We start from the raw sequence: 26017 nt of genomic DNA on the forward strand, positions 1-26017 counted from the left end.
GGGATGAGTGTGTTTCCCGGTACGGCCGGGAGTTGGCGCTCCCGGCCGTACCGCTACGGCCGCTGTTATTCGATCTCGCGCATCATCTTCTCCATCGAGCCGACCGCCAGCCGGGTCTGCGTCAGCTCGTCGAGGGTCTGCCGCTGCTCCTCGACGGTCCGACGCTGCACCTCCACGGTCTCTTCGAGCAGTTGGGCGTATTTCGTGGCGAGTTCCTTGTATTGCTCCTCGCGCGCTGCGAGCATCCGCGCCCGCCAGGTGGCGGCGGACTGCCAGACGATCACGATGAGCAGGGCGAAGACTCCGGCTGCGCCAACGGCGCCGACCAGAGCCTCCGCTCCGGATCCGTCGACGGCGAGAGTCAGCGGTTCCTTGTTCACTTCACTTCCTTCTTCGCGGTCCGACCGGCGGTCTCGGTGATCGTCGCGGCCGCCCGGGCGATGGCGTCCGGCGTGAGCTCGTAGCAGAACGGGGCCACGTCGAAGTACTTCATGACCTTGCCGTCCTCCGCGGGTTCGAGCGTGCCGACGACCAGTCCGGCGGCCTCCAGACGCTGTAGGTGCATGTGCAGCAGCGGGCGGCCCATACCGATCTCGCGGGCCAGCGCGCTGACGTAGTTCCGGCTCTCCATCAGTGCCGCGATGATCCGCATGCGGTGTGGGTTGCCGAGCGCGGAGAGCACCTTCAGCAACGCGTCGCCGGTTGCTGCCGGAGGTGGGTCCTCGGGCATGGCGGCACCTTTCCGTTGCACCTGTCAGAAAAGGCTGACGGATGCTTTGGGCACCTGTCAAAGATTGCTGACACATCTCGGGGTGAGATTCGGGGTGAGACTCGGGGTGGCATGGGGGACGTCTCAGGGTCGACTCGGGGACACCGCTGCGTTCCAGACGCCACCGAGCCCCGCGCCCTCGGTTCTCGACCCTCGACCCTCGACCCCCGGCCGAGCAGAGCCAAGGTGTTCACGAGGGGGGCCGCCTATGCTGGCCTCGGAGGAACCCAGGGGGAGGGGCAACAGGTGGACTGGTTCTGGTGGGTTCTCATCGCCTTCTGGACGGGCGGCTTCGCATGGGTGGCCGACAACGTCCGCACCGCACTGCGCAATCGGCACGCTCGGAAACTCCAGTTGATGGAGGCGGCGAAGCAGGAGCGCCTGGCCGTCGAGGCCGCGAACAAGCCGCCGGAGCCGGTCTGCGGATGCACGCACCACCTCGCCAAGCACGACAAGCAGGGCCGGTGCCACGAGCGCGTCGAGATACCGACGGCCTGGGACGAGAACAAGAAGCCCCTGCGCTACGAGGCCGGCCGGTGCAACTGCCAGCAGTACGTGGGCCCGCAGCCCCTGTCACAGGTGTTCGCCGAGGACCTGACGGACCGGCTTTGACCGGGCCGGCGGGTAGCTCGGCGACGGGCAGCCGCCGACGGAGGCCGACGGGCCGCTCCTCACCCCTGCTTCATCAGAAGGCCACACAATCGCACGGAGTTATTGAATCGTTTCTGTGCGAGTTCTAGTGTGAGCGCGGCTCAGCGGTCACCCCGGGACACCACCGTCCCCTAGGAGGGTCATGATCATGCCTCGCTCGCCCATGTCACCCGTGGTCATCAGCCGTCGCCGGCTCCTGGAGGGAGGTGCCGCCGTGCTCGGCGCGCTCGCGCTGGGCGCGGGACCGGACGGCATGACGTCGGCGCACGCCGCGGCGGACGCCGCGCCACCCGAGTGGAACGGGGCCGTCGACCTGTTCCAGGTCGGCACCGAGTCCCCGCACACCACGCTCATGCCGTACGCGGACGTCACCCAGGCCCTCGCGGCAGACCGCACCCGCTCTCCGTTCCGCGTCGGCCTCGACGGCACCTGGAAGTTCGCGTACGCCGACCGTCCCGACGACCGGGACGAGGACTTCTACCGCACGGACCTCGACGACGGCGACTGGGACTCGATCCCCGTCCCCTCGGTCTGGCAGAAGCAGGGCTACGACCGGCCGATCTACACCAACATCACCTATCCGTACTGGGGCGCCAACGGCCTCGGCGAGGAACCGCAGCCGCCGGCCGCGCCGACCCGCTACAACCCCGTCGGCCAGTACCGGCGCACCTTCACGGTCCCCGACAGCTGGCGGGAACGGCGGACGTTCCTGCACTTCGAAGGGGTCAAGTCCGCGCACTACGTGTGGATCAACGGCGAGTTGGTGGGCTACCACGAGGACTCGTACACGCCCGCCGAGTACGACATCACCGACCATCTGAGACCCGGCACCAACCGGATCGCCGTCGAGGTCTACCGCTACAGCGACGGCGACTGGATGGAGGATCAGGACATGATCCGGCTGAGCGGCATCTTCCGCTCGGTCTACCTGTACTCCACGCCGCCCGTCCACCTGCGTGACTTCAAGCTCGACACCCCGCTCTCCGACGGCTACGAGGCCGCCGACCTGGCGGTCACCGCCGACGTCCGCGCCTACGGCACCGGCGCTGACGGGCGGTACACCGTCGAGACCCAGCTCTACGACGCCCAGGGCCACCCCGTGTGGCCGCGTCCCTTGCAGCAGACCGCGGACCTCGCCTCCGCGCCCCGCGGCCAGGACGTCACCGTCCGGGCCTCAAAAGCCGTGCCGAACCCGAGACTCTGGTCGGCCGAGGACCCGTACCTCTACACGGCCGTGCTGCGCCTGCGTGACCCCGCGGGCAAGGTCACCGAGACCCTGTCGCACCGCGTGGGCCTGCGCGAATTCGCGCTGAAGGACGGGCTGATGCGGATCAACGGCAAACGGGTCACCTTCCGCGGCACGAACCGCCACGAGATGCACCCCGACCGCGGCACCGCCCTCACCCAGGCGGATCTGGTCAGGGACATGGAGATCATCAAGCGGCTCAACATGAACTCCGTCCGCACCTCGCACTACCCGAACAACCCCCTGTGGCTCGAACTCGCCGACGCGTACGGCATCTACCTGGTCGGCGAGACCAACCTCGAGACCCACGGCATTCGCGACGAGTACCCGGGCGACCACCCGGACTGGACCAAGGCCTGCGTGCAGCGCGCCCAGAACATGGTCCACCGGGACAAGAACCACGCCTCCGTCGTCATCTGGTCGCTCGGCAACGAGGCGGGCAGCGGCTCCACGTTCACCGCGATGCACGACTGGATCCGCTCCTACGACCCCACCCGCGTGATCCAGTACGAGGGCGACGACCGGCCCGAGGTGAGCGACATCCGCTCCAGGATGTACGAGACGCCCGCCCGCGTGGAGGAGCGCGCCAAGGACGCCTCGGACACCCGGCCCTACGTCATGATCGAGTACTGCCACGCGATGGGGAACTCCACCGGCAACTTCAAGGAGTACTGGGACCTCGTCCGCCGCTACGACGTCCTCCAGGGCGGCTGGATCTGGGACTTCGTCGACCAGTCCCTCACCTGGCCCACGCCGACGAGGAAGCTCGTCACCGAGCAGGGCCCGCTCGGGCTGCGCGGCGAGATCATCGCCGCCGGCGGCACGTTCGACCGGGACAAGGGGGTCTCCGGCGCGACCGTCTTCTCCCGGGACACCCGCCTGGACCTCACGGGCTCGCTCACCCTGGAGGCCTGGGTCACCCCCAAGGCGATCGGCTACCACCAGCCCGTCATAGCCAAGGGCGACACCCACTACGCCCTGAAGCAGAACGGCGGCAGCCTGGAGTTCTTCATCTACTCCGGCGGGCAGTGGATCACCGCGACCTGGACGCTGCCGGACGACTGGACCGGCAGCGAGCACCACGTCGCCGGGGTCTTCGACGCGGACGGGGGCACGCTGACCCTCCACGTGGACGGTACGGTGCGGGCGACCCGCACGACCACGGCACGCCCGGACGCCAACACCGCCCCGCTCGCCCTCGCCACCGACGTCGACAACCCGACCCGCGAGTTCAGCGGCACCATCCGGCGGGCCCGGGTGTACGCCCGCGCGCTGAGCCCCGCCGACCTCGCCTCGGACGGGCGCGGGCCGGACGACGACGGGGTGCGGTTCTGGTTCGACGCCGGGTCCGCCGGGTTCGGCGAGCAGCGCCCCGGCGAGCGGACGTTCCTCTCGTACGGCGGCGACTGGTGCGACAACCCGAACGACGGAAACTTCGAGGCCGACGGCCTCGTCACCGCCGACCGCGCCCTCAACGGCAAGACCACCGAGGTCAAGCGGATCTACCAGTACATCGGCGTGAGCCGGGCCGACGACGCGGCGCCCGGCGCCGTGACCCTCACCAACGAGTACCTGTTCACCAACCTCCGTGCGTTCGACGCCTCCTGGCGGCTCGTCGCCGACGGAAAGCAGGTCGCGCACGGCACCCTCAGCCGCGAACAGCTCGATGTCGCCCCGCTCACCGGCAAGGACATCACCCTGCCGGTGCGACTGCCCGAGCGTCCGGCGCCCGGCACCGAGTACTTCCTCGAACTCTCCTTCACCACACGCGAGCCGCAGCCCTGGGCCAAGGAGGCCGGCTTCGAGGTGGCCCGAGCGCAGCTCGCGCTCGACGCGGGCAGCCCGGCCGTGGCACCGGTCCCGCTGCGGGGTGTCGCGAAGCCGCGGCTCGACGACGGCGACGACACGGTCAAGGTCTCCGGCCCCGACTTCTCCGTCACCTTCTCCAAGGCGGACGGCGTCATCACCTCCTACGAGACCGGCGGCGTGTCCCTGATCGGCTCCGGCCCCGCCCCCCACTTCTGGCGGGCGCCGACCGACAACGACCACGGCACCGGCCAGCACACCCGCAACCAGACGTGGCGGGACGCCGGCGCCCGGCGCAAGGTGACCGGCGTGACGGTACGCCAGCTCGACGGCGGGGCGGTGGAGATCAAGGTCGCCGGCACCCTGCCGACCACCGTCGAGTCCACGTACACGACGACGTACACGGTGTTCGGCAACGGTGAGATCGAGGTCGGCAACACGCTGCACCCCGGGGCGGATTCGCTGCCCTACATCCCGGAGGTCGGCACCCTGCTGTTCCTGCCGGGCCGCCTGGAGCACCTGCACTACTACGGACGCGGGCCCGAGGAGAACTACTGGGACCGGCATGACGGCACCGACGTGGGCCTGTGGTCCGGGACCGTCTCCGGCCAGTGGACGCCGTACATCCGCCCCCAGGAGAACGGCAACAGGACCGACGTCCGCTGGGTCGCCCTCACCGATGCGCGGGGAGCCGGCCTGCTGGCCTACGCCGAGCCCGGGTCGCTGGTGGAGTTCAACGCCTCGCACTTCACCCCCGAGGACCTGTCCGTCGGGGCCCGCCACGACTACCAGCTCACCCCGCGCGAGGACGTCGTCCTGCGCCTGAACCACCGGCAGATGGGTGTGGGCGGCGACAACAGCTGGGGCAGCCCCACGCACGACGCGTACAAACTGTTCGCGGACCGGGACTACGCATACACCTACCGGCTGCGCCCGATCACGGACGTGAAGGAGGCCACGGCCCTGTCCCGGCGGCCGGCCGCCGCGGAGTAGCCGGCGCGCCCCACGGATGGACGGCTGCCGTCGTGTCGCGCTCCGCGACCACGGCGATGCCCCGGGCCCGGCGTCATCCGGCCGGGCCCGGGGCTCTTTCGCGCTGGTCGGTCAGGTGGGACGGCGGAACCAGGGTGCCGTCAGCCGCTGACGCCGCTCATGATGGCGTCGATGATGCCCTGCTGGGTCACGGCGTGGGTGTTCCGGTCGAACAGCCCCAACCCGTACTGTCCGTTGAACCCGTTGTCCCAGTACACCGCGGCTGCTCCGTACTTCTTGGCAGCGGCCGTGACGGTGTGCGCGTAGTCCTGACGGCACTTGCTGTTCAACGAGTCGTACGACGACTTGTCGATCGAACCGTATTCACCGACGACCACCGGGTAACCCTGCACGACGAACTTGTCGTGCACCTTCTTGAACTGCCCGTCCAGATAGTCTTCCTGTCCCCAGGTCGACGTTTTCGACGAGTTGGTCGCCGAGGGACCCCACTGCGTGATGGTCCCGCTCTCGTCTCCGGCGAAGTCCCAGGGGTCGTAGTAGTGAACGGAGATCATGATCCTCTTCTCGTCGCTGGGGATGGACGAGGACCGGTACTGATCACTCGGAATCGCGAAGCCGTAGTCTCCGACGGTGTAATCGATGTTCGTGTTCCAACCGGGCACGAGCAACCACCGTGAACTGTTGTTCCCGCCGGCCTGCCGCACGGTGTCCACGAAGATCTGGTTGTACGCGTTTATGTTCGAGTAGCACGGCTGGGTCGGATTGCCGTACTGACCGTCGAACTCCTCGTTCATGGACTCCATGATCAGGTGATCGTCGTAGCCCTGGAACTTGGTCGCGATCTGCTGCCAGACCTTCTGGTACTTGGCCTTGATCGTGGTCTGGTCGGATGAATCACAGATCAGCCAGGAACCGCCGACTGACTTGTAGCCGTCGCCATGCATGTTGATCAGCACATACATGCCCTGGTCGTAGGCGTAGTCGACGACTTGCTGGACCCTGTTCAGCCAGGAGGAGTCAATCGTGTAGTTCGGACCGGACCCTATGTCGTTCAGATAGGACACCGGTATCCGGATTGTCTTGAACCCGGCCGCCTTCACCTTGTCTATGAGACTTTGCGTGACGGCTGGATTACCCCACGCCGTTTCGCTGGGCACTCCATTGGAGTTGGCCTCCAGCTGGTTCCCCAGATTCCAGCCTGCACCCATGTCGGCAATGATCTCCGAGGCGCTTGCCTGCGCCGTGGCATGGGCCGGCGTCTGGCTCACCAGACCGGTCAGGGATACGACCGCCGTCAACACGACGGCAATGAGGATGGTTCTGATCCGCCTTACTGCTGAAACCACCGGTATTTCCTCTCTTTCGGCCTTGAGGGACCAGAACATGCCTGACATGGCGCGGTGGTGTGCACGGCATGGATCGGGGCCCCGATGCACCGTCAGCAGCCGCACGCCTACCCCCGCGTCGCGTCGACCGCGGGCGTGCCCAACCCCTGAAAGGCCACACCCACGAAGACCCTCAACCCGGGAGGGGCAGTCCCGGGGCGGACGGGCGCGGCTCGATCAATGACTCTGCATTCAAGGGGAATTACCGGACACGGGAGGCATAGCCTCCAATAGCGCACAGCATGTGACCGTGTACAGTCAACTATAGGGGATCCGATCGCCCACGGACGATGGTTTCAGGTCTTGGGCAGCGACCAGGGCGAACGTTCCCTCCGCGCGTCCGAGGCAGCGCTGACCCGGCAGGCCCATCCAGCTACGTGCCCCGCCTGCCGAGAACGCCATCCGCACAGCTCAGCGGCGCGCCCGGCGTCGCGACAGAATGAGCCTCGCGCCGCTTCGTCCCGCCTGCCTGACCGCCACCAATACGATCGCCGTGCTGCGGCTACTACCGGACGAGTCCGCAACACGAAGACAATCCGGACAGCACACACACGGGAGTGACCACTCATACACACTGGCCGGCCAGCGCCACAGACCGCCTCAACACAGACACGGAAAGCACCCAGCGCGCCCCTCTCGCTCGGGCTCAGGCAGCATCGCCGAAACTGATGTGCAGAGGCTGCTCGAGCGCAGCGGCAACGCGCAGCAGGGTACGAGTGGACGGCAACGTGAGGCTGGTCTCCAGCCGGGCGATGGCCGGCTGCGACATCCCCGCCCGCCGCGCCAGCTCCGCCTGCGACCAACCCTTCTCGGTGCGTCGACGGTAGACGGAACGGCCGATCTCGATCGCCAGGCCGGTCTCGTCGTAGACCCGCCGCCCCTCCGGTCCGAGATCATCGCCTACCCCCGAGAGCTTCTTGGCCCGGCGGGTCTTCCAGGTGGCGTGCTTCACAGCTCCTCCTCCTTCACAGCCCTGTCGTAGACCTCGTGCTCCTCGGCAGGCACGTGCCTGGCCTCGCATTCTTCCTGCGCTCGTCGCGCGCGCTGTACCTCCGCGGTCTCTTGCATCCGCGTCTTGCGGAACACGGTCCTGCATCGCCTCGACCAACCATCCGTGCCCGTAGATCCGCGGCCATGCTCCGCGTACTCGGCGTCAGGCTGGGGCGGGCCACCGGCAAGGTGTCGGCGGTCGCCGAGGCCGGGCACCAGCCACGTCGAAGGGCAGTCACCGACGACCTGCCCGAGCGCCGACCTTCACGATCGACGCTGGCGACGTCAACGACTGCACCCAATTCGAGGATGGCATGACTAACTGTCAGGTCTTCCGGCAACGTGAGGCCGAGCGCGTCCGTCAGGACGAGCACGCGACGGGTTCGCCGCCCGCGGTCCACACCCTGCCCCTACGTTATGATCCGCCCGGTGCCGGCCATGAGCGGTCATGACTTGGGGGTTACGGCGGGCCTGTGCGGCCCGGTCCGAGTAAAACTGTCACCATGTCACATGACACCTGTCGCAAGAGACGTGCGGGGCGTTCGCTCCGCGTCGCCGCCGTGCTCGTCCTCGGGGCCCTGAGCCTCACCCAGGTCGACGGGGCCGCCGCCGCGGACGAGCCGGCCGCCGCCCACCATTGGTCCGTCACGCGTGTCGCGGGCGGCTTCCGCGTCACCCTCGATCTCGACAAACCCCTCCCCATGACCGCCGGAGTTCCCACCCTCTCGGCGGACGGCACCCTCCTCGGCCCTGCCACGGAGTCGGCCGACGGCACCTTACTTTCCCTCGTCACCACCGATCCCTCGGTGCTGCACGCGACCTCGGTGACCACCGACGCCGTCACCACGCCGTCCGACACCGGCCCGGCGTCCCCCGCCCACCCCCCGGCCGCGCCCGAGGCCCCCGAGGCGTCGAAGACGCTTTCGGTGGACCCGTCGGAACCCGGTCCCCACCATGTCTCCGAGGCCGTCTACGACTTCGGCGACGAAGCGATACCCCTGCTCAACATAGGCGGCGTCCGGGGCGAGCTGAAGGGCAAGGTCTACCTGCCCGACGGCACCGGCAGAAAGCCTGTCGTGATCTTCGAGCACGGCCGCCACACCCCGTGCTACGGGCCGGACGAGCCCAACCCGGCCGGCTGGCCCTGCCGCACCTCGCCCGACAGCACGGAACAGGTCTGGCCCATCCCCAGCTTTGAGGGGTACGACGCGCCCGCCCGCGCCCTCGCGAGCAACGGATACGCCGTCATCTCCGTGTCGGCCAACGCGATCAACGCCACCGACAACCAACTCGCCGCCGACTACGGCGCCCAGGCCCGCGGCGAGCTGATCCTCGACACCCTGCGGATGCTGAAGAAGGCCGACGCCCAGGAGAACGTCGTCTACCACGACGCGTTCACCGACCGCGACGTCAGCCTCGCGCAGGCGCTCGACGGCGACATCACGCCGTCCGACCTCGCCGGCAAGCTCGATCTGCAAGACGTCGGCATCATGGGGCACTCCCGCGGTGGCGAGGGCGTCGTGGCCGCCGCCACGCTCAACGACGCCCTGCCCGTCTCCGACCAGTTCGGGATCAAGGCGGTGCTGCCGCTGGCGCCCGTCGACTACGACCGGATCTCCCTGCCGAACGCGGCGACGGCGACGGTGCTGCCGTACTGCGACGGCGACGTGGAGAACCTGATGGGCCAGCACATCGTCGACGACTCGCGGCACGCCTTCGACGACAACGTGCTGCGCTCCGCGGTGCTCGTGATGGGCACCAACCACAACTTCTTCAACACCATCTGGACGCCGGGCGGCTTCCCCGCCGAGACCGCCGACGACTGGACGACGCTGGCCCCGAACGCCGACGACCCCGTGTGCGACCCCTCGTCCGCCACCACGACCCGGCTCACCCCCCAGCAGCAGGTCGCCGTCGGCACCGCCTACGTCTCGGGCTTCTTCAGGCTCACGCTCGGCGAGGAGGAGCAGTTCCAGCCGATGTTCGACGGCTCGGACGCGATACCGCCCTCGACATCGTTCGCGCACATCAGCGTGGCTGCCACCCAGCCCGCGAAGTCCCGCGTCGACATCGCCACCTTCGAGCACGCCTCCGACGCGGTCGGCACCACCGGTGACGCCACCGCCGAGGTCTGCGAGAGCATGGGCGGCACCGGAGGCGTCACGCTCGAGCAGCCGCTGCCGTTCTGCTCCACCACCCTCAACGAGGCCGCGGTGCCGCACTGGTCACCGGCCCTGTGGGCGTGGAACGTGCCGGCCTCGCCGATGCTGCACATGAAGTGGACGTCGGCGAGCGGCCAGGTGAGCGTGGCGGTTCCGGCGGACGCGCGGGACGTGAGCTCGTTCCAGCAGGTGTCGGTGAAGATGGCCGCGGACGAAGCGGTGGCCACCGGGACCGACCTGGCGGTCACCGTCGCGGACGGCTCCGGGCACACGTGGTCCTCGCCCGTCTCCGCGCTCAACCCGGCGGCGGTGACCCGGATGCCGGGAGTCAGCTCGCCGTGGCTGCGCAAGGTGATCCTGCAACAGGTGACCATCCCGACGTCCGCGCTGGAGGGCCTGAACCTGAAGGACGTACGCGAGGTGCGGTTCTCCGCGACGAAGGACGCTCCCTCGGGCGGCGTCTACCTCTCCGACCTCTCGGTGGAGGACCGGGCGGTCGGCGCGCGGGTTCCCGAGCAGCAGGCGGGTGTCGACGTGGCACCTGCCCGCGTCGACGAGGGATCCGGGTCCGGCACCGCCGAGGTGGCCGCCGTGCTGTCCCGACCGGTGGACCATCCGGTCACCGCGTACGTCAGCGCGTTCGGCGCGGTGGACGGCAGGGCCGGGGACGCCATGCACGAGGTGACCTTCGCCCCGGGGCAGGTGTGCGTCGCGGTGCGGGTTCCCACGTACGGCGACACCCAGCGGAGCGCCACGGCGACCACGTCGTTCAAGGTCTCGGCGACCGACGTGTCCGGGGCGGTCATGGGCGACAAGGGCTTCGGCACCCTCACCGTGCGCGAGGACGACGGGGTCATCGCCGGCGACCCGGCGCCCGAGTTCGGCGTCCCCGGTGACGCCTGCGCCGAGTACGCGGCCTCGCGTACGCCGGGCACCCTCGACGTCGACGGCACCGTCACGGCCGGTACCACCACGCCCGTGACGGCACGCGGCTACCGGTCCGGCGAAAGCGTCGAGTTCCGCCTCGGTGAGGTGACGCTGGGCAGGGCGGTTGCGGACTCCGACGGCACGGTGACCTTCACGGCGCGGATACCGGCGGACACCCCCGTCGGCGCGACGACGCTGACGGCGACCGGCGCCGGTTCCGCACACAGTGACACGGCGACGGTGCAGGTGCGCGCCGCGGGCTGACACGAAGTAGGCCGGCCCACCGGCCGGCCGCCCACCGGACACCCTCTGGCCTGCTCTTATGCAGGCCAGAGGGTGTCCGGCCACCCTGAAGCGTGCGTGTTCGTCCACCGTTGCCGGGTTGCCGGTCCTGCTGTGCTGCCCGACGTGATGGGTGCCGAGTCGCGGGTGATCGGCATGCTTCGCGCGGTGTCCTTCAGGGGCCGATGGTGTGGTGTTCTGCGGCAGGCGGGCGGATTGCGGGCAGCAGTGACGGCGCCCGCGGGCCGGCGGGCCCACAGTGCTGGTGAGCAGGTACAGCAGCGCCGAGACCATCACCCTCGGCTCGGTGGCGGCGATCGTCGACGACACCCGCGGCGCCCTCCGAAAGGCCACCGCCAAGAGCAGGTGACAACCAGCAGGAAAGAGCCAACCAGCAGGAAAGAGCCATGGTGGAGCACCGAGAAGGGCCCCACGGCAGCCACCGCGCCGAAGCGAACGGGCAGCCGCCGGCCAGGAAACCGACGGACATGCCCAAGCGGTCGTGGCAGGCGGCCCTCAAGCGCACCCCGAAGGAGTTCAAGGCCGACAACCTGACCGACTGGGCTGCCGCCCTCACCTACTACGGAGTCCTGTCGATCTTCCCCGCCCTGCTGGCCCTGGTGTCGATCCTCGGTCTCCTGGGCGCCGGCACCATCAGACCGTTGATCGACAACGTCGGCAGTCTGGCCCCGGGTTCCGTACGCAACGTCCTCAACAGCAGCCTCAAGCAGCTGGAGGGCGGCCAGGGCGGGGCGAGCATCGGCCTCGTCGTCGGTATCGTGATCGCCCTGTGGTCCGCTTCCGGATACATCGCGGCCTTCATGCGCGCGTCCAACGCCGTCTACGACATCGGCGAGGGCCGACCGGCGTGGAAGACGCTGCCCCTCCGACTCGCCATCACCGTCGTCGTGGTCGTACTGCTGGCCGCCATCGCGGTGGGCGTGGTCTTCACGGGGGCCCTGGCCAGGCGCACGGGTACGGTCCTGGGGCTCGGCGACACCGCCGTGACGGTGTGGAGCTTCGCCAAGTGGCCCGTGATGGTCTTGCTGTTCATGCTGATCGTCGCCCTGCTGTACTGGGCGTCCCCGAACGTCAGGCGGCCCTTCCGCTGGGTCAGCCCCGGCAGCACCGTCGCCGTGGTCATCTGGATCGTCGCGTCCGCCGCCTTCGCCGTGTACGTGGCGAACTTCAGCAGCTACAACGAGACCTACGGCAGCCTGGCCGCGATCATCGTCTTCCTGGTCTGGCTGTGGATCTCCAACATCGCCATCCTGCTCGGCCTGGAGTTCAACACCGAACTCGAACGCTCACGCGCCATCGACAGCGGCCACCCACCCGGTGAAGAGCCCTACGCCGAACCCCGCGACACCCGAAAGCTCTGAACGGTGACGGGCCATGGGAGCCGTCAGCCGGCCGGGGGCGTGTCCGGGCAGGCGGTCTGCGGCGCCCGGGTGCGTTCGTTCAGGGGCGCCGGCCGACGCCGGTCATCACCTCTTGCGCGCGTCCCTTGGCCAGCCGCGGGACGAGGGGCGGAGTCGGTAGGCCAGTCCTGTCGCGCAGCCCCGCCAGGAACTCGTCGAGGGCCTCGCGCGAGGAGTACCGCGGGCTCCAGCCCAGCTCCTCCCTCGCCCGGCGCGTGCTCATCAGCGGCAGATGCAGCACGGCTTCGAAGAGGTGGGGTGAGGCCGGCACGAGATGCAGATGCCAGGCTGCCGCCAGGGCGCGTCGCGCAGGCCCTGCGGCGAGCGGCACCCGCCGGGCACGCAGCAGTTCCGCCAGCAGGCCCGAGTCCACGACGGGCTCGGCCGCGAGGTTGAACGCCCCGTGCACCGGCCGTACCACAGCCAGCCGATAGCCCTCGGCGGCGTCGCGGGCGTGCAGCGCCTGGAAACGCAGAGCGGAGATGTCCGGCACGGCCGGCACCGTGCTCGGGCGGACCAGCGCGTCCGGCACCAGCGGCCCCGCGAACAGTCGCCGCTGCTGAGGCGCCGCGCCGTGCTGGAAGATGAATCCGGGACGCATGCGCACCACCCGGAGGCCGGTGTGGTCACGCTCCACGCTGTCCAGCACGCGTTCGACGTAGGCCTTCTCGCGGCAGTAGGCGGCGTCCGGCCAGCCGTGCGTCGGCCAGCTCTCATCCACCAGCCGGTCCTTGGGGCCCGGCGAGTAGGCACCCACCGACGATGCGTACACGAGGGCCGGGACGCCCGCCGCCACCGTCGCGTCGAACACACGCATGCTTCCGAGCACGTTGGTACGCCATGTGACCACCGGTTCGTGCGTGGGCTGGAAGAGCCATGCCAGGTGGATCACCGCGTCGGCACCGCGGAAGTGCCCGGCGAGTTCCTCTTCGGACGCCCGGGCGACGTCGACGCCCGCCCACCGTGTCTTCGGGGGCGACCACTGAGGCACCCGACGAGCGATGCCGAGGATCGAGTCCACCTCCGGATCCTCGCCCAGAGCCTCGACGACGGCGGTCCCCACGTTGCCCGTGGCGCCGACGACGACCACACGCAAGCCGCCCTCGTTCCTTGCCATGAACGACCTCCCACGCCCGGCCCGCCCCGAATCCGTCCTGCGGCCCGCCAGCCCGGTGGACCGGTGTTCTGGTGATCCGGTGGACCGGTGCTTTCCGCCCCGTGCGGCTCGCGCCTCCCCGCGGCCGATCAGGGCCTCCCGGCGGGTGCCCGGGGCCGTAACGGCGAAACAGCAGCGGCCCACGCTTCCTGCTTCGTCACCCCGGCTTCGTCGCCCCGGCGGGTGCGAGTAGCAGGGGTCGGGTAAAAGTGTTCATATGGGTACGAACAGCGGAAAAACCTATCGACCCGGTGAGATCGTCCCGGCCAGCGGAATCTACGAGTGCTCCTGCGGCCAAGGCCACCGGGCGTTCGAGAGCACGGACGTGAAGGGGCACACCTTCCCGCCGCCTCCGCAGAAATGCTCGGGAGCCGAGTGGCGGCTGGTGACCCCTGCCCACCCGCCGGAACCCGCACAGGACGAGTGACACCGCGGGGCGGGTACTCCCTGCGGCGAGTGTCGTGCACGGACAGTGGAGAGACGCCGTCCGGAGTCTTACGGGTGCGCCGGCGGACGAATCAACCCGGCCGCATCGGGAACCAGGGCGTACAGCAACCTGTGCCGCACCGGCGTCGTACCACGTCGCGCGTGTGTGGACGCGAAGGAGGGAGAATCAATGCCTGCCGGATCCAACAAGAAGCGGGAAAGGCAGTACGAGCACATCAAGGAGGGCGCCGAGAAGCGCGGCACCAGCAAGGGCCGGGCCGAGGAGATCGCCGCCCGCACCGTGAACAAGCAGCGCGCTCGCACCGGAGAGGCCCGCCGTGCAAGCCGTACCTCCACGCGGGACATGTCGGCCTACGAGCGAGGCGGCCGGCGTTCGCACTCCGGCCCGCAGGGGCCGACCAAGGACCAGCTCTACAACGAGGCCAAACAGCGCAACATCAAGGGCCGCTCCACCATGAACAAGCGGCAACTCGAACGCGCCTTGGGCCATTGAACCAGCGGCACGCAGACCGTGCCGGGACCCGGCTGGCGGGCCCCGAGAAGGCAGTGACCGCACCTGCTGAGCAGTCCACCGCGGCCCATCACGCCCAGCCGGTGCGAGTGCGTCCGGTACCAAGGCCCAGGGGCCGGGACCAGGCTGTGCCGGCGAGGGCGGGCGGGGCGGTGATCGCCGAGCGGGTGGGGCAGTGATCGCCGAGCGGGTGGGGCAGTGGCGCAGGGACGGCGGAGCACCTCGCAAAGCTCCAGTGGGCCCTCCGGCTGGGTGACAAGGCCCCCCGGGTGTGGCGTCCCGGGAGCGCGACCGATGAAGCGCCCGGCCCGGTGTGGATACCCCTGATCCCGGCGCCCCTCCCCGACACCGCGGAGTTCCGCAGGACATCACCGCTGGGCCGTCCCGCCCAACCCGCCGAAATGGCTCCCGCCTGCGCCTGTCCCCTGCCCCGTGCCCCCCATGCCCCGTGCCCCCTCCCTGCCCCGTGACCCGCCTGCCAGCTGACCGACGCGGTCCTGCACACCCAGCGGACGGCAGTGCAGGGCAATGCACCGAAGACGCGGCCTCGGCAACAAGAGGGAGCTGACGACGTTGACATCGACCGAGCGACTCGCCCTCGCGGGCAGGCGACTCGGATGGGAGGCGGCCGAACTGCGCCGTGCGGCGGGCCGCGCGGTGCGTGGACCGGGCCCCGATCGGGACACCGGCGTGCAGTCCTGCAAGGCTGCCGGTGCCGCGATCGCCGCGTGGGCGCTCACCGGGTGGTGGCTCCGGGCGCCGATGGCCCTGCTCGCCCCCTGGACCGCCCTCACACTCGTCGAGGCCACCGTCTACCGTTCGTTCCGCTCCGGGGTACAGCAACTCGCGGTCATCATGGCCGGCACGCTGGGCGCTTCCGCGGCGATGGCGACAACCGACGGCAGCACCCTCGGAGCGATGGCCATCATCCTCCCGATCATGATGCTGTTCGGCAGTTACCGCCGCTTGGGGGCGCAGGGCCTCTACGGGGCGACCACCGCGCTGTTCGTGATCACCTACGGCGACGTCTCGCTCTCCACGGTCGGCCACCGGCTGCTGGAGACGCTGATCGGAGCGGCCCTCGGGATCGCTGTCAACGCTTTCGTCCTGCCGCCGGTCCACCTGCGCAACGTGCGCGAGCAACTCCACCGGCTCCCCCGTGACAGCGCAGCCCTGCTGCACACGATGGCCAGCGGGCTGGACGCTCGATGGACCGCCTCGGACGCCGCCGCCTGGCACGACCGCGCCCGCCGGCTCGCCCGGATCCCGGCAGTGGTCGCCGAGGCCCGGCGGTGGACGGCGGAAGGCTCTCGGGCCAACCCCGGCGCACGGTTGCGCCGCACCGGGCCGCCACCCCCGGCGGTGGAGCACGACGCCCGTTGGGAGAGCGTCGCCTCCCACCTCATCGCCATCACCCGCACCCTGGAATCCACCGCCGGCGACCGGTTCCGGCTGACCGCGCCGGGCACGGCGTTCCTCGCCCGGTACGCAGAGCTGGCCGAACGGGCGGCGATCCTCTGCGAGGCAGAGGCCGACCTCATCCAGGCAGGTGCCGAGCCTGAGTCGCCACACCGACGGCACCACGACGAGGACCGCCGCAGGACGCCGGACCACCGTGCTCAGCCGCAGCGGCACGCGACCCCTGCTCGGTGCGGCCGTGCGCGGGACGAGGCCTGGCACATCCACGATCACCTGGCCGCGGACTTCGCCGAGCGCCCCGGACCCGCTGCCGCGGTCTGCGGCGAACTCCTCGTGGAGACCACCCAGATGCTGTCCGTCCTCGCCCCGCCGGAGACCACCGCCGCCGATGAGGCAAGCCCCTCCCCGGCCGCCGGCCCGAAAACCCACCACACCCCGGCGCTCGGCACCGGCACCGACACCGGCACCGGCACCGGCACCGCTTCCCCGCGGGGTGAAAACGCTCCCATCAAGGCCCGTAGGCTCGGGCAAAGAGCCTGATCCCCCCGAAGGACCCCCATCGCGTTCCCATGTGTAATCGCCGCCGACGGGGTACACGTCGAAAAGTTCCAAGTACGGGGCGGATGTGACCTCAGTGATCCCTGTGACCCGCTAAAGGGGAACGAACGATCGCCATGCCGAGGGGCTGAATCCGAATCTCGTTTCCAGGGTTTTCGCCCGGGAACGAGAGCGCCGACAGGACGGAGACGTCGTCGATGACCCTGGCCGCGGAACCGTTGATCGAACGATCCCTACTGCGTCTACCGGGGGTGTACCCGCCCCAGGAAGACACACTGCTCCTGGCCCAGGCTCTCGACCGTGAGGAAATGCCTCCCGGGACGGAGGTGCTGGACGTCGGCACGGGGAGCGGTGCGCTGGCGCTCCGCGCGGCACACCCGGGGGTGCGGGTGACGGCTGTCGACCGTGACAGGCGGGCCGTCCTGACGGCACGGCTCAACGCGCGACGCTTCCATCGGCGCGTGCGGGTGCGCCGGGGGGACCTCTTCGACGCCGTCGCGGGTCGCGACTTCGATCTGATCGTGAGCAACCCGCCGTACGTCCCGGCTCCGCCGGCACCGCTCCCCCGGCCCCTGGCCAGCCGCGCGTGGGACGGCGGCACGGACGGCCGCGCCGTGGTCAACCGGCTCTGCGACGGCGCGCCGAAGATGCTGCGCCCGCACGGAGTTTTGCTGATGGTGCAGTCCGGGCTCTGCGGCACCGACAGGACGATGCACCGCCTCGCGCGCTCAGGCCTCCGTGCCACGGTGCACGACCGCGCACACATCCCGTTCGGGCCGGTGCTCCGCTCCCGGGCCGAGTGGCTGAGCAGTGTGGGCCTGCTCGAGGGGAGCGAGCAGCACGAGGAGCTGGTGATCATCCGTGCCCAGCGACCCTGACCACGCCACCCACGCCACTCACGTCTGCCACGCCACCCACGCCACCCACGCCTGCCACGCCAGCCACGTCTGCCAGGTGACGCTCGGCGCCGAGGGACCGATCCTGCTGTCCGGACCGGTGGAGGTGACGCTGGAGGACGGCACCGTGGCACGCTCCGACCGTTTCACCGTCGCCGTCTGCACCTGCCGGCGCACCGCGATCCCCCCGTGGTGCGACACCAGTCACCGCCGCCGGCGCACCCCGCACCGGGGTCCTGCCGCCGACGAGAAGGGAACGGGGACGTGACCGCGCCAACCTCGGCCCCGGACCAGGCGGGGCCCGTGCTGCCGCAGGCCCGCGGGGAGCTGTCGGCTCATGTGCTGAAAGCACTGACCGAACTGACGGAACTGACGGAACTGAAGGCACCACCGGGGACATCATCCGGGGCGGCGTGCGCCGTCGAAGCCGTCGAAGCCGACCCGTACGGCGACGACCTTCAGCTCGCCCTGTACCTCCTGTACGAGTTGCACTACCGCGGCTTCGCCGGAACCGACGCGGCGCTCGAATGGAACCCGGGCCTGCTTGAGCTGCGCGGCAGCCTGGAACGACTCTTCGCGTCGGCCCTCCGGCAGGACACCGCAGAGAGCACTCGCACGAGCCCCGAGGAAGCCCTCGACGCCCTGCTCGTAGAGCCTGCCGGGCACGACCCGGACAGCGTCAGTCACTTCCTTGCCCGCCACGGACAGCTGTGGCAGCTGCGCGAGTACGCGGCCGCACGCTCGCTGTACCACCTCAAGGAGGCGGACCCGCACGCATGGGTCATCCCCCGGCTGTGGGGGCGAGCCAAGGCAGCCATGGTCGCCGTCGAGTACGACGAGTTCGGCGCCGGACGCCCGGAGGGCATCCACGCGGCGCTCTTCGCAGCCCTGATGAGCGACCTCGGACTCGACACCACTTACGGCGGTTACCTCGACGCGGCACCCGCCGAGACGCTGGCCACCGTCAATCTGATGTCGCTCCTCGGACTGCACCGGGCGCTGCGCGGTGCCCTCGTGGGCCACTTCGCATCCGTCGAAGTGACCTCGTCACCCGCCTCCGCGCGCCTGGCCAGGGCCATGCGGCGCGCCGGCGCGGGCCCCGCGGCCGAACACTTCTACACCGAGCACGTGGAAGCCGACGCGGTGCACGAACAGGTCGTACGCCGAGACGTCGTCGGCGGGCTGCTCGCGCAGGAGCCCTGGCTCGCGGACGATGTGGTCTTCGGCATCGCCGCCACGGGACTGCTGGACCAGCGACAGGACACGTGGCTCCTCGCCCGGTGGCGGGCGGGAGACAGCGCGCTCCGGACACCGCTCGGACCGCATCGCGCCAGCGGGCCGGGCCGTGATCCCGACCAGACCAGTGGCCGATAAGCGTGGCGAATCGTAGAGCGGCTGACGGCCTGCGCAGGCCGGTGGCGCGAGCGGCGCGGATGCGGCCCTCGGCCCTCGCGCCCCGGCGGTGCCGCAGTTCGAGTGCGGCGACCCGGGCGCCGTCACGGATCTCGCCGCCCGGGAGGCGTGGGTGATGGTCGTGCCGACCGAGTACGCCGGCCACCTTCCCCGCTGGGCGAGCCGGGTGACGACTCGTGGGCGCCGCCTGCGGAGTCGGTCCTGACCAGCGTCCGACGCCCGCGCCGCTACGTCTTCGGCATTCGGGCTTCGCCTATGCGGCTTGGGTGAGTTCGGCGCGGCCGAACAGCAGCGCGTAGCCGGCGGGGAGCTGGCGCAGGACGTCGGTGAGAAGCTCAGAGCCGGCCAGGGCTGCGACGACGCAGAGGACGGATCCGGTGCCCCAGCGGGTGGTTGCCAGGGGGGCGCCGGTGCGGGCGGCAAGGTCCTTGACGAAGGCCCAGCCGGTCAGCGGCTGGGTGTCGGGGATCTGTGCGGTGAGGATGCGTGCGGCTTCGAGGGGGAGCCGGGCGGCCAGTTCGACGCGTTCGTCGCCGGTCAGCTGGCGTCCGAGCCCTGCGAGGACCAGGCGGACGGCTTCCTCGGCCTTCTCCCGGGTGGGGTATGCGCCTTCGTAGCGGACCTTCTCCAGCATCTGCTCGTACGTCATCACGGGCGTGTGCCGGAGGGGTGGACGCCTGTCGGACATGACTGCGGTGGTTGCCTTTCTGTCGCCGTGCCGGTGCACTGGCACCGGCTGTGTGGGTGGTCCCGTCAGGCGGGCCGGGGGTGGCCGAAGAGGAGGTCGTAGCCCGCGGGGAGCTGGAGCAGGATCTGCCCCAGCAGGTCGTCGCCGGTGGCGTCGGCGACCGTGCTGAGGACGGCGCTGACGTCCCAGGTGGCGGTCTGCTCGGTGGCCCCCTCGATCCAGGCCGCTGTCGCCCGCACGAACCGCTCCGGAGTCAGGGGCTCGGCGCTCTGGAGCGGGTTGAGGAGGATCAAGGCGAAGTCCTCCGGCAGGCGGGCCGCCAGCTGGGCGCGGACCTCACCGACCAGGTGCGCGCCCAGCAGGGCGAGCACCACACGGGCCGCGCGCTCTGCCTCCTGCGAGCTGCTGTACTCGCCGCGTTCCTTCACGCGGTCGAGGAACGCTTCCCATCGCAGGGTCACCTCGGCCACCCCCTTCTTCCGTCCAGTGGGGGCGGAGGACGGGATGAGGGGGAGATCAGGTGCCCGTCCTCCGCCGCTGTTCGGCCCGTGCCGCCCGGTTCAGCCGGAGATCTCCTTGCGGTCGGATCCGACGCCGATGGAGATCTTGCGGGGCTTGGCGCGCTCGGCGATCGGGATGCGCAGGACGAGCACGCCCGCGTCGTAGTCGGCCTTGATGTGCTCGGTGTCCAACGTGTCGGCCAGCACGATCTGCCGCGAGAAGACACCCAGCGGCCGCTCGGACAGTTCCATCTGCACGTCGTCGGCCTTTGCGACCGGGCGGCGTTCGGCCTTGACGGTCAGCATGTTCCGCTCGACGTCGATGTCGATCGCGTCCGCGCTGACGCCGGGGAGGTCGAAGGCCACCACGTACTCGTCACCCTCGCGGTAGGCGTCCATCGCCATCGCGGCCGGCCGCGACCAGGTGCCAGGGCCCATCAGCTGCTGAGCCAGCCGGTCGAGCTCACGGAAGGGGTCAGTGCGCATCAACATCACGAAACACCTCCAGCAGGTTCGGACAGTTGCTGCCAATGTGCTGCACTGGAACCGTTGTAACATGTCATCGGAAGGATGACAAACGCAGTGTCGTCCAGTGGACGACAGATCCGAGGGAGGTGCCCGTGACAGCGGCCGACCAGCCAGCCTCTTCCAGCGCCGACGCCCAGAGCCCGGCCTCGTTCCTCGCCGCCGCGGCGGCACTCGAAGCCATAGACGACGCCCTGCACGCGGCCCACCAGCACGAGGCGCCCGAGGCGCCCGAGGTTCCCGGCGCTCCCGGCGTCGGCCCGGAGCAGGCCCTGGCCTCCCTCCTGCTGCTGCGGCAGGTACGCGAGCAGCTCGCCGGATGGGAAACCGGCCTGATCGAAACCGCCCGCCACGCAGGCGCCAGCTGGGCCGACCTCGCCCACCCCCTCGGCGTCGCCAGCCGCCAGGCCGCCGAGCGCCGCTACCTGCGGGGCAGGCCCGGCCCCGCAGGAACCACCGGCGAACAACGCGTCCAGGCCACCCGCGAACGCCGCGCCGCAAGGCGCACCACCGCCACCTGGGCCCGCCGCAACGCCGCCGACCTGCGCCGCCTCGCCGGCCAGATCACCGCCCTCACCGACCTGCCCACCGCGGCCAGCCACCCACTCGACCAGCTGCACGCGGCCCTCGCCCACAACGACCCCGCCGAACTCATCCACCCCCTCAACGCCACCCGCCCCCACCTGGCAGCCGCCCACCCCGACCTCGCCGCCCAACTCGACACCCTCACGAACTCCGCCACACTCCCGGCACCGCCCGACTGACCGAAGTAGCGCGTGAACAGTGCGATGCAGGTATCCGAGACCTGGCGGTACGCCATGCCTCCCGGCTTCCCGTACCGGACGGACGTCTCGGCGAGCAGGTTGTCGAGGTAGAGGTAGGTGTCCATGTGCATGCCGTCCGCGGCCACGGCGGTCCCGTCGCCCCACGCCGGGGAGAAGTCCAGCTCGGCGTGCGCGTTGACCAGGCCGGCGACCGGCTCGTCCGGCAACACGATGGAGAGGTACCGGTTCGCCGTCCACGAGGACGCTCTCGGGCACCCACCTGCCCCCATCGACAGCCGATCTTGACCAGCCACTCAAGCCGATCCAGGAGCGCGTGGCCGCGCGGCTTCGCGACTCACCCGGCCATCACCGCCGAAGGGAAGCAGCTTCCACCACTCGCCGAGAACCGGCCATCCGTAGCTGACGCCACGTCAAGCCATCCCGCAACAATCCAGCAGCCGTCACCGTGAGCACGTCATCACTCACCGCATCGACGTGATGCATCATGCCGCCGACCTACAAGAACACGGAAACGGCTATCAGTGCGCCACATTTGAACGTTTCGCGAGAGTGCCACATGAAGCAGTGGCCGCAGACCACGACAAACCCCCTGACCTGCGACTCCCGCGCCTGAGGTTGAGTGGAGGCGCTTTCAAACGTTGAACCGGAACGTCGGTCCGGCGCTGCCACCTGCGGAAACGACGAAACCAGCCGAACGTTCCAGCACTGATCCAGCACAGGGCACCGCACCACTGGATCAACTCGCCGACCCGCCGCCCGTCAGGGACTCAGCTACCACAGCGCATCCATCGGTAGGGCCGCGTCCGGCCTGGCGCCTATATCGACGCCTACGGCGTCGGTTACGTCAACCGCCTGTTCTTCGTGCTGCGCACGGCGACGGGGATGCCCGCCGGCAACCTCTCGGAGACCGCCGACGCTCAGGGCTCCGTCGAGGGGGTGTCCACCCTGCTGCGGCCCCCGCCGTACGCGTGGCCCGGGGCTCGGCCTCGACAGGCTCATGGCATGCGCGGCAAGCACCGACGGCGATGTGGCCTACTGGTACACCGATGGCCCTGACCCGGGCAAGTGGCCGATCGTGCTGCGCGACAGGAACGGGGCGCGGTGGGAGGCGTACCCGATGTCGCTTGTTGAGCTGCTGCTCGGCATCTACACCGACACGCTCGGCGACCGGTTCGCCGAGGCCGGCTACCTGACCACTCCGATCCGCTTTGAGGCCGACCCGTTCCCCGGGTGAACCGGCCGCGTCCGGTCGGGAGTCGGGGGTACACGCCGCGCGCTGACACCCCCGGCGAAGGGTGCGACAGGCCGTCGCCAGCCTCAAAATCGCAACACGGAGAGAGCAGTTCCTGGCGCATCCTCTCGGCCACACTGCGGACGAGTTCGAGCCCGTCCGCCGAACGTAGTGACTCCAACATCTGGTGGGTCGTGACTCCACAAGAACCGCAACGGCCGTGAGAGGCCAGCACCGGATACCGCTCGTTCGCGGGCGAACGTCGCCTGCCACGGCGTTCGCTAGCCGAGTGCGGCCTTCATGATCTGCCGGGCGATGCTGGCTGGCGCCCTGTCCCCGTGCGCCGTGTCGCCCTCCACGACCACGGCGACGACCACCTGCCCTGCGCCGTCCGAACTCCGGGCGTATGAGGTGAAACAGCTGGCCGGATGTCCGTTGTCGACCACACCGCCCGGCACGCCGCCGACCTCCGCACCGTCGATCCGGGCGGGGGCGCCGGCGCCGTGCTCGACGACGTCGGTCATGGCTCCGCGCAGCGCCTCGGCCGTGCGAGCGCTGACGGGCCGGGCGAGTGAGCGGCGTTCGTCCTCTTCGATCGTCTTGCCGGTCCCGTCAGTCACCCGGGCAACCAGGCGCGGGGCAAGGAGACTCCCGTCGTTCTCCAGGGCGGCGGACACCATGGCCATCTGGAGCGGCGTCGCGGTCACGGAGAACTGTCCGAGGCCCGACAGCGCGGTCTCGGCGGGATTGATGTCCTTCGGGAACTCGCTCTGGTTGGCGTGTACGGGCACCCTCAGTTCGGTGTTGAAGCCGAACTTCTCAGCCATGCCGCGCACCTTGTCTGCGCCGAGATCGGCGGCTGCCTTGGCGAAGACGTTGTTGCAGGACTCACGCAGCGCGGTACGCAGGCTGACGTTCCCGCACGGGGCGTCGGTCCCGTTCTGCACAGTGGTGGTGGAGCCGGGGAGCACGTACGGCGAGGGGCTCTCGGTGGGTTCGTCGAGCGACGTGTACAGGCCCTTGTCCAGCGCCGCCGCTGTCACCACCAGTTCGAAGGCGGCACCCGGCGGATACGTCTGCAGCAGGGCGCGGTCCAGCATCGGCTTCGCCTTGTCGCCCGTCGCCTTCTTCCAAGCAGTCTGGTCACTGCCGGTGCGTCCGCTGAAGGACCCCGGGTCGTACGAGGGCGTGCTCGCCAGGCCGAGTATCGCGCCGCTGGCCGGATCGATTACGACGGCCGCGCCCGTGACACCGCCCAGCGCCTGGTACGCGGCGTCCTGGACCTTCGGATCGATCGTGGTGACGACGTCGCCGGGGGCGCTCAGCCGGTCGTCGGTGCCGTCGAGGACGTCCCGATAGACCCCTTCGAGCCCGGCAGCCCCGAAGGCCATGGAGTTGTACCCGGTCACGGCGGCGTACTCCGGTCCATCGGTGTAGGTGCGCCGGTAGTGGTATTTCCCTGAGGGCAGCCGCTGGGAGCCGGTGACAGGCTTCCCGGCCACGAGGATGTCGCCCAGCGGGCGGGCGTAGCGCGAGACGGCGTCGCCCTTGTGGGCCTGGGCGGGCTGGTCCTTGCCGTCGTCACCGTCGGCCACGAGCTGGGGGATGAGAAACGCGGCCCCACCGACGACCACGAGCGCCGCCAATGCCGCCCCGGCGACGCGGAGCCGGGAGCGTCCGGAACGCCGGGGCACCGGCACGGGAGACGTCGTCGGATGCGGGGGCGGAGGCACGATGAGGGCCTGCGGCATGGCGTGCCGGGGTGGGGATGTGGAGGGCGCTCCTGGAGAGGGGTGGATGGCCGGCGAGGGGGTGGGTGTCCCTGGGGTGTCGTACGTGGGCGGCGCAGTGGGTGGCTGCGGGGGTGGGGTTGCCTGAGGTGTGGGTGGCGCGGGTCTTGATGGCTGCGGTGGCGACGCAGCGGATGCGGTGCTCACGTCGGTCGGGGCGGGTGGGCCCGGCGGTTCCCGGTCCGTGGTGGGCCCGCCGGTCGAGGCTACGGAGGCCGCTTGCCCGGCTGTCATGGCCGGCGGCAGCCAACCGCGGTGGTCGCGCTCCAGCGACCCGCCCGTGGCCCGCTGCCGGCACAACTCGATCACCTCGGCCGGCGTGGGTCGCTCACCCGGCTCCTTGGCCAGACAGCGGCTCACCAGGTCGCGCACCGGCTCAGGGCAGCCGGAGAGCCGGGGTTCCTCGGAGACGATCCGGTACAGCAGCGCGTGTGAGGGGCCCTTCCCGAAGGGATGCTCGCCGGTGGCGGCGTGATGGGCCAGGAGGCCGAGCGCGAAGACGTCCAAGGCCGGGGTGATCTCCCCTGAGGTGATCTGCTCCGGTGCCATGAAGTTGGGGGTGCCGGGACGGCCGTCCGGCCCGGTCAGCGCGGTGGCCTCCACCGCACGGGCAATGCCGAAGTCGATGACTCTCGGCCCGTCAGGGGCCAGCAGGACGTTGGACGGCTTCAGGTCGCGGTGCACCAGGCCGGCCCCGTGGATGGCCTGGAGCGCCTCCGCCACACCGGCCACCAACTGGAGGACGGTCGCGGGCGGCAGCGGGCCGTGCTCCGCCACCGCGATGCCGAGCGCGGGCCCCGGGACGTAGGCACTGGCCAGCCATGGCCGGACGGCCTCCGTGTCACTGTCCAGGACGGCGGCGGTGTACGGCCCGTGAACCCGCCGAGCCGCCTCCACCTCGCGGGTGAAACGGCGCCGGAACTCCGCGTCGTCCGCATACTCGCCCCGGATCACCTTCAGGGCCACGGGCTGGCCACCGGGGGTGTACGCGAGGTAGACGGTGCCCATGCCGCCGGCACCGAGTCGACCCCGCACCCGATACCCCCCGATCTCGTCGGGATCGTCGCTGCGCCGCTCCTCCAAGCCCCGTTCCTCCCCCTTCTTCCTGGGGTACGACGCCGCCAGAGCACCGCACCGTGACAGCGCCTCATGCTACGTGCCCCGGGGGTCGCAGGGAGCCGGGCGACGGATGCGGGTGAACGTCCTGGATGAACGGATACGGGGTGGGTGAGCGTGGACCGTGCACTCGCGCGTGCCAGGGCCCGCGGCGGCGAAAACATGCAACGGCGGGCATGGCCGTCCGTCGGACCGTGCGCCAGGTCAACCTCAAGACCAAGAGTCGTTCAGTCGTTCAGACGGAAGGTCTCTGGTCACCCAGCCGCACGAGCGCTGGGCATTTGGATGGACGAACCACGCCGACCTGCACGAACGCCCCATGCCACGCCAGGCACCCGAGCCACGGGCGG

The 26017-nt window shown here is 70.2% G+C and carries 20 protein-coding genes and 3 pseudogenes; 12 read left to right on the plus strand and 11 right to left on the minus strand.

The window, feature by feature from the left end; translation table 11 throughout:
- Positions 1 to 65 precede the first annotated feature (65 nt).
- Positions 66 to 380 (minus strand): hypothetical protein, encoded by a 315-nt coding sequence (locus NQO67_RS18415; RefSeq protein ID WP_255951137.1) that lies wholly within the window; start codon positions 378 to 380, stop codon positions 66 to 68.
- Positions 377 to 730, minus strand: coding sequence for an ArsR/SmtB family transcription factor (locus NQO67_RS18420; protein WP_255951138.1), 354 nt, complete (start codon positions 728 to 730; stop codon positions 377 to 379). The genes NQO67_RS18415 and NQO67_RS18420 overlap by 4 nt, the downstream gene beginning before the upstream one ends.
- A 285-nt stretch (positions 731 to 1015) precedes the next feature.
- Here NQO67_RS18420 and NQO67_RS18425 point away from each other — a divergent pair, with 285 nt between their 5' ends.
- Both NQO67_RS18425 and NQO67_RS18430 read left to right on the plus strand, forming a co-directional pair.
- Complete coding sequence (locus NQO67_RS18425; RefSeq protein ID WP_255951139.1) at positions 1016 to 1381, plus strand: hypothetical protein; 366 nt, start codon at positions 1016 to 1018, stop codon at positions 1379 to 1381.
- A 187-nt stretch (positions 1382 to 1568) separates the two neighbouring features.
- A complete protein-coding gene (locus NQO67_RS18430) occupies positions 1569 to 5465 on the plus strand; it encodes a glycoside hydrolase family 2 TIM barrel-domain containing protein (RefSeq protein ID WP_255951140.1) in 3897 nt (1298 codons plus the stop codon).
- A gap of 140 nt (positions 5466 to 5605) precedes the next feature.
- Here the strand turns inward: NQO67_RS18430 and NQO67_RS18435 are convergent, their stop codons facing one another.
- Both NQO67_RS18435 and NQO67_RS18440 read right to left on the minus strand, forming a co-directional pair.
- Positions 5606 to 6859, minus strand: coding sequence for a glycoside hydrolase family 5 protein (locus NQO67_RS18435; protein ID WP_255951142.1), 1254 nt, complete (start codon positions 6857 to 6859; stop codon positions 5606 to 5608).
- Positions 6860 to 7496: 637 nt separating this feature from the next.
- Positions 7497 to 7802 (minus strand): helix-turn-helix domain-containing protein, encoded by a 306-nt coding sequence (locus tag NQO67_RS18440; protein ID WP_255951143.1) that lies wholly within the window; start codon positions 7800 to 7802, stop codon positions 7497 to 7499.
- A gap of 541 nt (positions 7803 to 8343) precedes the next feature.
- On the opposite strand from NQO67_RS18440, the gene NQO67_RS18450 reads away from it, so the two are divergent.
- Positions 8344 to 11193 (plus strand): alpha/beta hydrolase, encoded by a 2850-nt coding sequence (locus NQO67_RS18450; protein WP_255951144.1) that lies wholly within the window; start codon positions 8344 to 8346, stop codon positions 11191 to 11193.
- A gap of 425 nt (positions 11194 to 11618) precedes the next feature.
- Positions 11619 to 12593, plus strand: a complete 975-nt coding sequence (locus NQO67_RS18455; RefSeq protein ID WP_374119025.1) for a YihY/virulence factor BrkB family protein — start codon at positions 11619 to 11621, stop codon at positions 12591 to 12593.
- Positions 12594 to 12672: 79 nt separating this feature from the next.
- On the opposite strand, the gene NQO67_RS18460 is transcribed toward NQO67_RS18455, so the two are convergent.
- Positions 12673 to 13749 (minus strand): NAD-dependent epimerase/dehydratase family protein, encoded by a 1077-nt coding sequence (locus NQO67_RS18460; protein WP_255951145.1) that lies wholly within the window; start codon positions 13747 to 13749, stop codon positions 12673 to 12675.
- A 655-nt stretch (positions 13750 to 14404) separates the two neighbouring features.
- On the opposite strand from NQO67_RS18460, the gene NQO67_RS18465 reads away from it, so the two are divergent.
- From NQO67_RS18465 to NQO67_RS18490, 6 genes and pseudogenes are all read left to right on the plus strand, one after another.
- Positions 14405 to 14728, plus strand: a complete 324-nt coding sequence (locus NQO67_RS18465; RefSeq protein ID WP_255951146.1) for a plasmid stabilization protein — start codon at positions 14405 to 14407, stop codon at positions 14726 to 14728.
- A gap of 317 nt (positions 14729 to 15045) precedes the next feature.
- A pseudogene (locus tag NQO67_RS18470) lies at positions 15046 to 15159 on the plus strand (NAD(P)-dependent dehydrogenase); the annotation flags it as partial.
- A gap of 160 nt (positions 15160 to 15319) precedes the next feature.
- Complete coding sequence (locus NQO67_RS43855; protein ID WP_305125975.1) at positions 15320 to 16705, plus strand: FUSC family protein; 1386 nt, start codon at positions 15320 to 15322, stop codon at positions 16703 to 16705.
- 215 nt (positions 16706 to 16920) lie between these two features.
- The gene (locus NQO67_RS18480; RefSeq protein ID WP_255951147.1) at positions 16921 to 17601 is read left to right on the plus strand and encodes a HemK2/MTQ2 family protein methyltransferase; all 681 of its coding nucleotides are present in this window, start codon (positions 16921 to 16923) and stop codon (positions 17599 to 17601) included.
- Entirely contained in the window at positions 17585 to 17887 is a 303-nt protein-coding gene (locus tag NQO67_RS44290; protein WP_255951148.1) for a CDGSH iron-sulfur domain-containing protein, read from the plus strand. Before NQO67_RS18480 ends, NQO67_RS44290 begins: the two co-directional genes overlap by 17 nt.
- Positions 17884 to 18993 carry an iron-containing redox enzyme family protein gene (locus NQO67_RS18490; RefSeq protein ID WP_255951149.1) on the plus strand — a complete coding sequence of 370 codons (1110 nt, stop codon included), beginning with the start codon at positions 17884 to 17886 and terminating at the stop codon, positions 18991 to 18993. Before NQO67_RS44290 ends, NQO67_RS18490 begins: the two co-directional genes overlap by 4 nt.
- Before the next feature lie 31 nt (positions 18994 to 19024).
- Here NQO67_RS18490 and NQO67_RS18495 read toward each other — a convergent pair.
- The 4 genes and pseudogenes from NQO67_RS18495 to NQO67_RS18510 all read right to left on the minus strand — a co-directional run.
- Positions 19025 to 19259, minus strand: a pseudogene (locus NQO67_RS18495) (hypothetical protein); the annotation flags it as partial.
- Between the two features lie 26 nt (positions 19260 to 19285).
- Positions 19286 to 19681 (minus strand): DUF2267 domain-containing protein, encoded by a 396-nt coding sequence (locus NQO67_RS18500; RefSeq protein ID WP_255951150.1) that lies wholly within the window; start codon positions 19679 to 19681, stop codon positions 19286 to 19288.
- 104 nt (positions 19682 to 19785) lie between these two features.
- Positions 19786 to 20181 (minus strand): DUF2267 domain-containing protein, encoded by a 396-nt coding sequence (locus NQO67_RS18505; protein WP_255951151.1) that lies wholly within the window; start codon positions 20179 to 20181, stop codon positions 19786 to 19788.
- Between the two features lie 99 nt (positions 20182 to 20280).
- Positions 20281 to 20712 (minus strand): Hsp20/alpha crystallin family protein, encoded by a 432-nt coding sequence (locus NQO67_RS18510; RefSeq protein WP_255951152.1) that lies wholly within the window; start codon positions 20710 to 20712, stop codon positions 20281 to 20283.
- Positions 20713 to 20840: 128 nt separating this feature from the next.
- Between NQO67_RS18510 and NQO67_RS18515 the strand changes: the two genes are divergently transcribed.
- On the plus strand, positions 20841 to 21509 hold the full coding sequence (locus NQO67_RS18515; protein ID WP_255951153.1) for a type III effector protein: 669 nt from the start codon (positions 20841 to 20843) through the stop codon (positions 21507 to 21509).
- A 17-nt stretch (positions 21510 to 21526) separates the two neighbouring features.
- Here the strand turns inward: NQO67_RS18515 and NQO67_RS44585 are convergent.
- Positions 21527 to 21799: pseudogene (locus NQO67_RS44585) on the minus strand (Tn3 family transposase); the annotation flags it as partial.
- Between the two features lie 728 nt (positions 21800 to 22527).
- Here NQO67_RS44585 and NQO67_RS18520 point away from each other — a divergent pair.
- Complete coding sequence (locus NQO67_RS18520; RefSeq protein ID WP_255951154.1) at positions 22528 to 22764, plus strand: hypothetical protein; 237 nt, start codon at positions 22528 to 22530, stop codon at positions 22762 to 22764.
- A 278-nt stretch (positions 22765 to 23042) separates the two neighbouring features.
- Here NQO67_RS18520 and NQO67_RS18525 read toward each other — a convergent pair whose 3' ends face one another.
- Complete coding sequence (locus NQO67_RS18525) at positions 23043 to 25634, minus strand: penicillin-binding transpeptidase domain-containing protein (RefSeq protein ID WP_255951155.1); 2592 nt, start codon at positions 25632 to 25634, stop codon at positions 23043 to 23045.
- Positions 25635 to 26017 lie beyond the last annotated feature (383 nt).

Source organism: Streptomyces odontomachi, from assembly GCF_024435355.1.
Lineage (GTDB): Bacteria > Actinomycetota > Actinomycetes > Streptomycetales > Streptomycetaceae > Streptomyces > Streptomyces odontomachi.

What these genes read in the sequence shown, in the direction of transcription:
- NQO67_RS18420 (WP_255951138.1), bottom strand. Translation starts at nt 730, where the DNA reads ATGCCCGAGGACCCACCTCCGGCAGCAACCGGCGACGCGTTGCTGAAG.
- NQO67_RS18430 (WP_255951140.1), top strand. Translation starts at nt 1,569, where the DNA reads ATGCCTCGCTCGCCCATGTCACCCGTGGTCATCAGCCGTCGCCGGCTC.
- NQO67_RS18435 (WP_255951142.1), bottom strand. Translation starts at nt 6,859, where the DNA reads ATGTCAGGCATGTTCTGGTCCCTCAAGGCCGAAAGAGAGGAAATACCG.
- NQO67_RS18450 (WP_255951144.1), top strand. Translation starts at nt 8,344, where the DNA reads ATGTCACATGACACCTGTCGCAAGAGACGTGCGGGGCGTTCGCTCCGC.
- NQO67_RS18455 (WP_374119025.1), top strand. Translation starts at nt 11,619, where the DNA reads ATGGTGGAGCACCGAGAAGGGCCCCACGGCAGCCACCGCGCCGAAGCG.
- NQO67_RS18460 (WP_255951145.1), bottom strand. Translation starts at nt 13,749, where the DNA reads ATGGCAAGGAACGAGGGCGGCTTGCGTGTGGTCGTCGTCGGCGCCACG.
- NQO67_RS18465 (WP_255951146.1), top strand. Translation starts at nt 14,405, where the DNA reads ATGCCTGCCGGATCCAACAAGAAGCGGGAAAGGCAGTACGAGCACATC.
- NQO67_RS18480 (WP_255951147.1), top strand. Translation starts at nt 16,921, where the DNA reads ATGACCCTGGCCGCGGAACCGTTGATCGAACGATCCCTACTGCGTCTA.
- NQO67_RS18500 (WP_255951150.1), bottom strand. Translation starts at nt 19,681, where the DNA reads ATGACGTACGAGCAGATGCTGGAGAAGGTCCGCTACGAAGGCGCATAC.
- NQO67_RS18510 (WP_255951152.1), bottom strand. Translation starts at nt 20,712, where the DNA reads ATGTTGATGCGCACTGACCCCTTCCGTGAGCTCGACCGGCTGGCTCAG.
- NQO67_RS18520 (WP_255951154.1), top strand. Translation starts at nt 22,528, where the DNA reads ATGGCATGCGCGGCAAGCACCGACGGCGATGTGGCCTACTGGTACACC.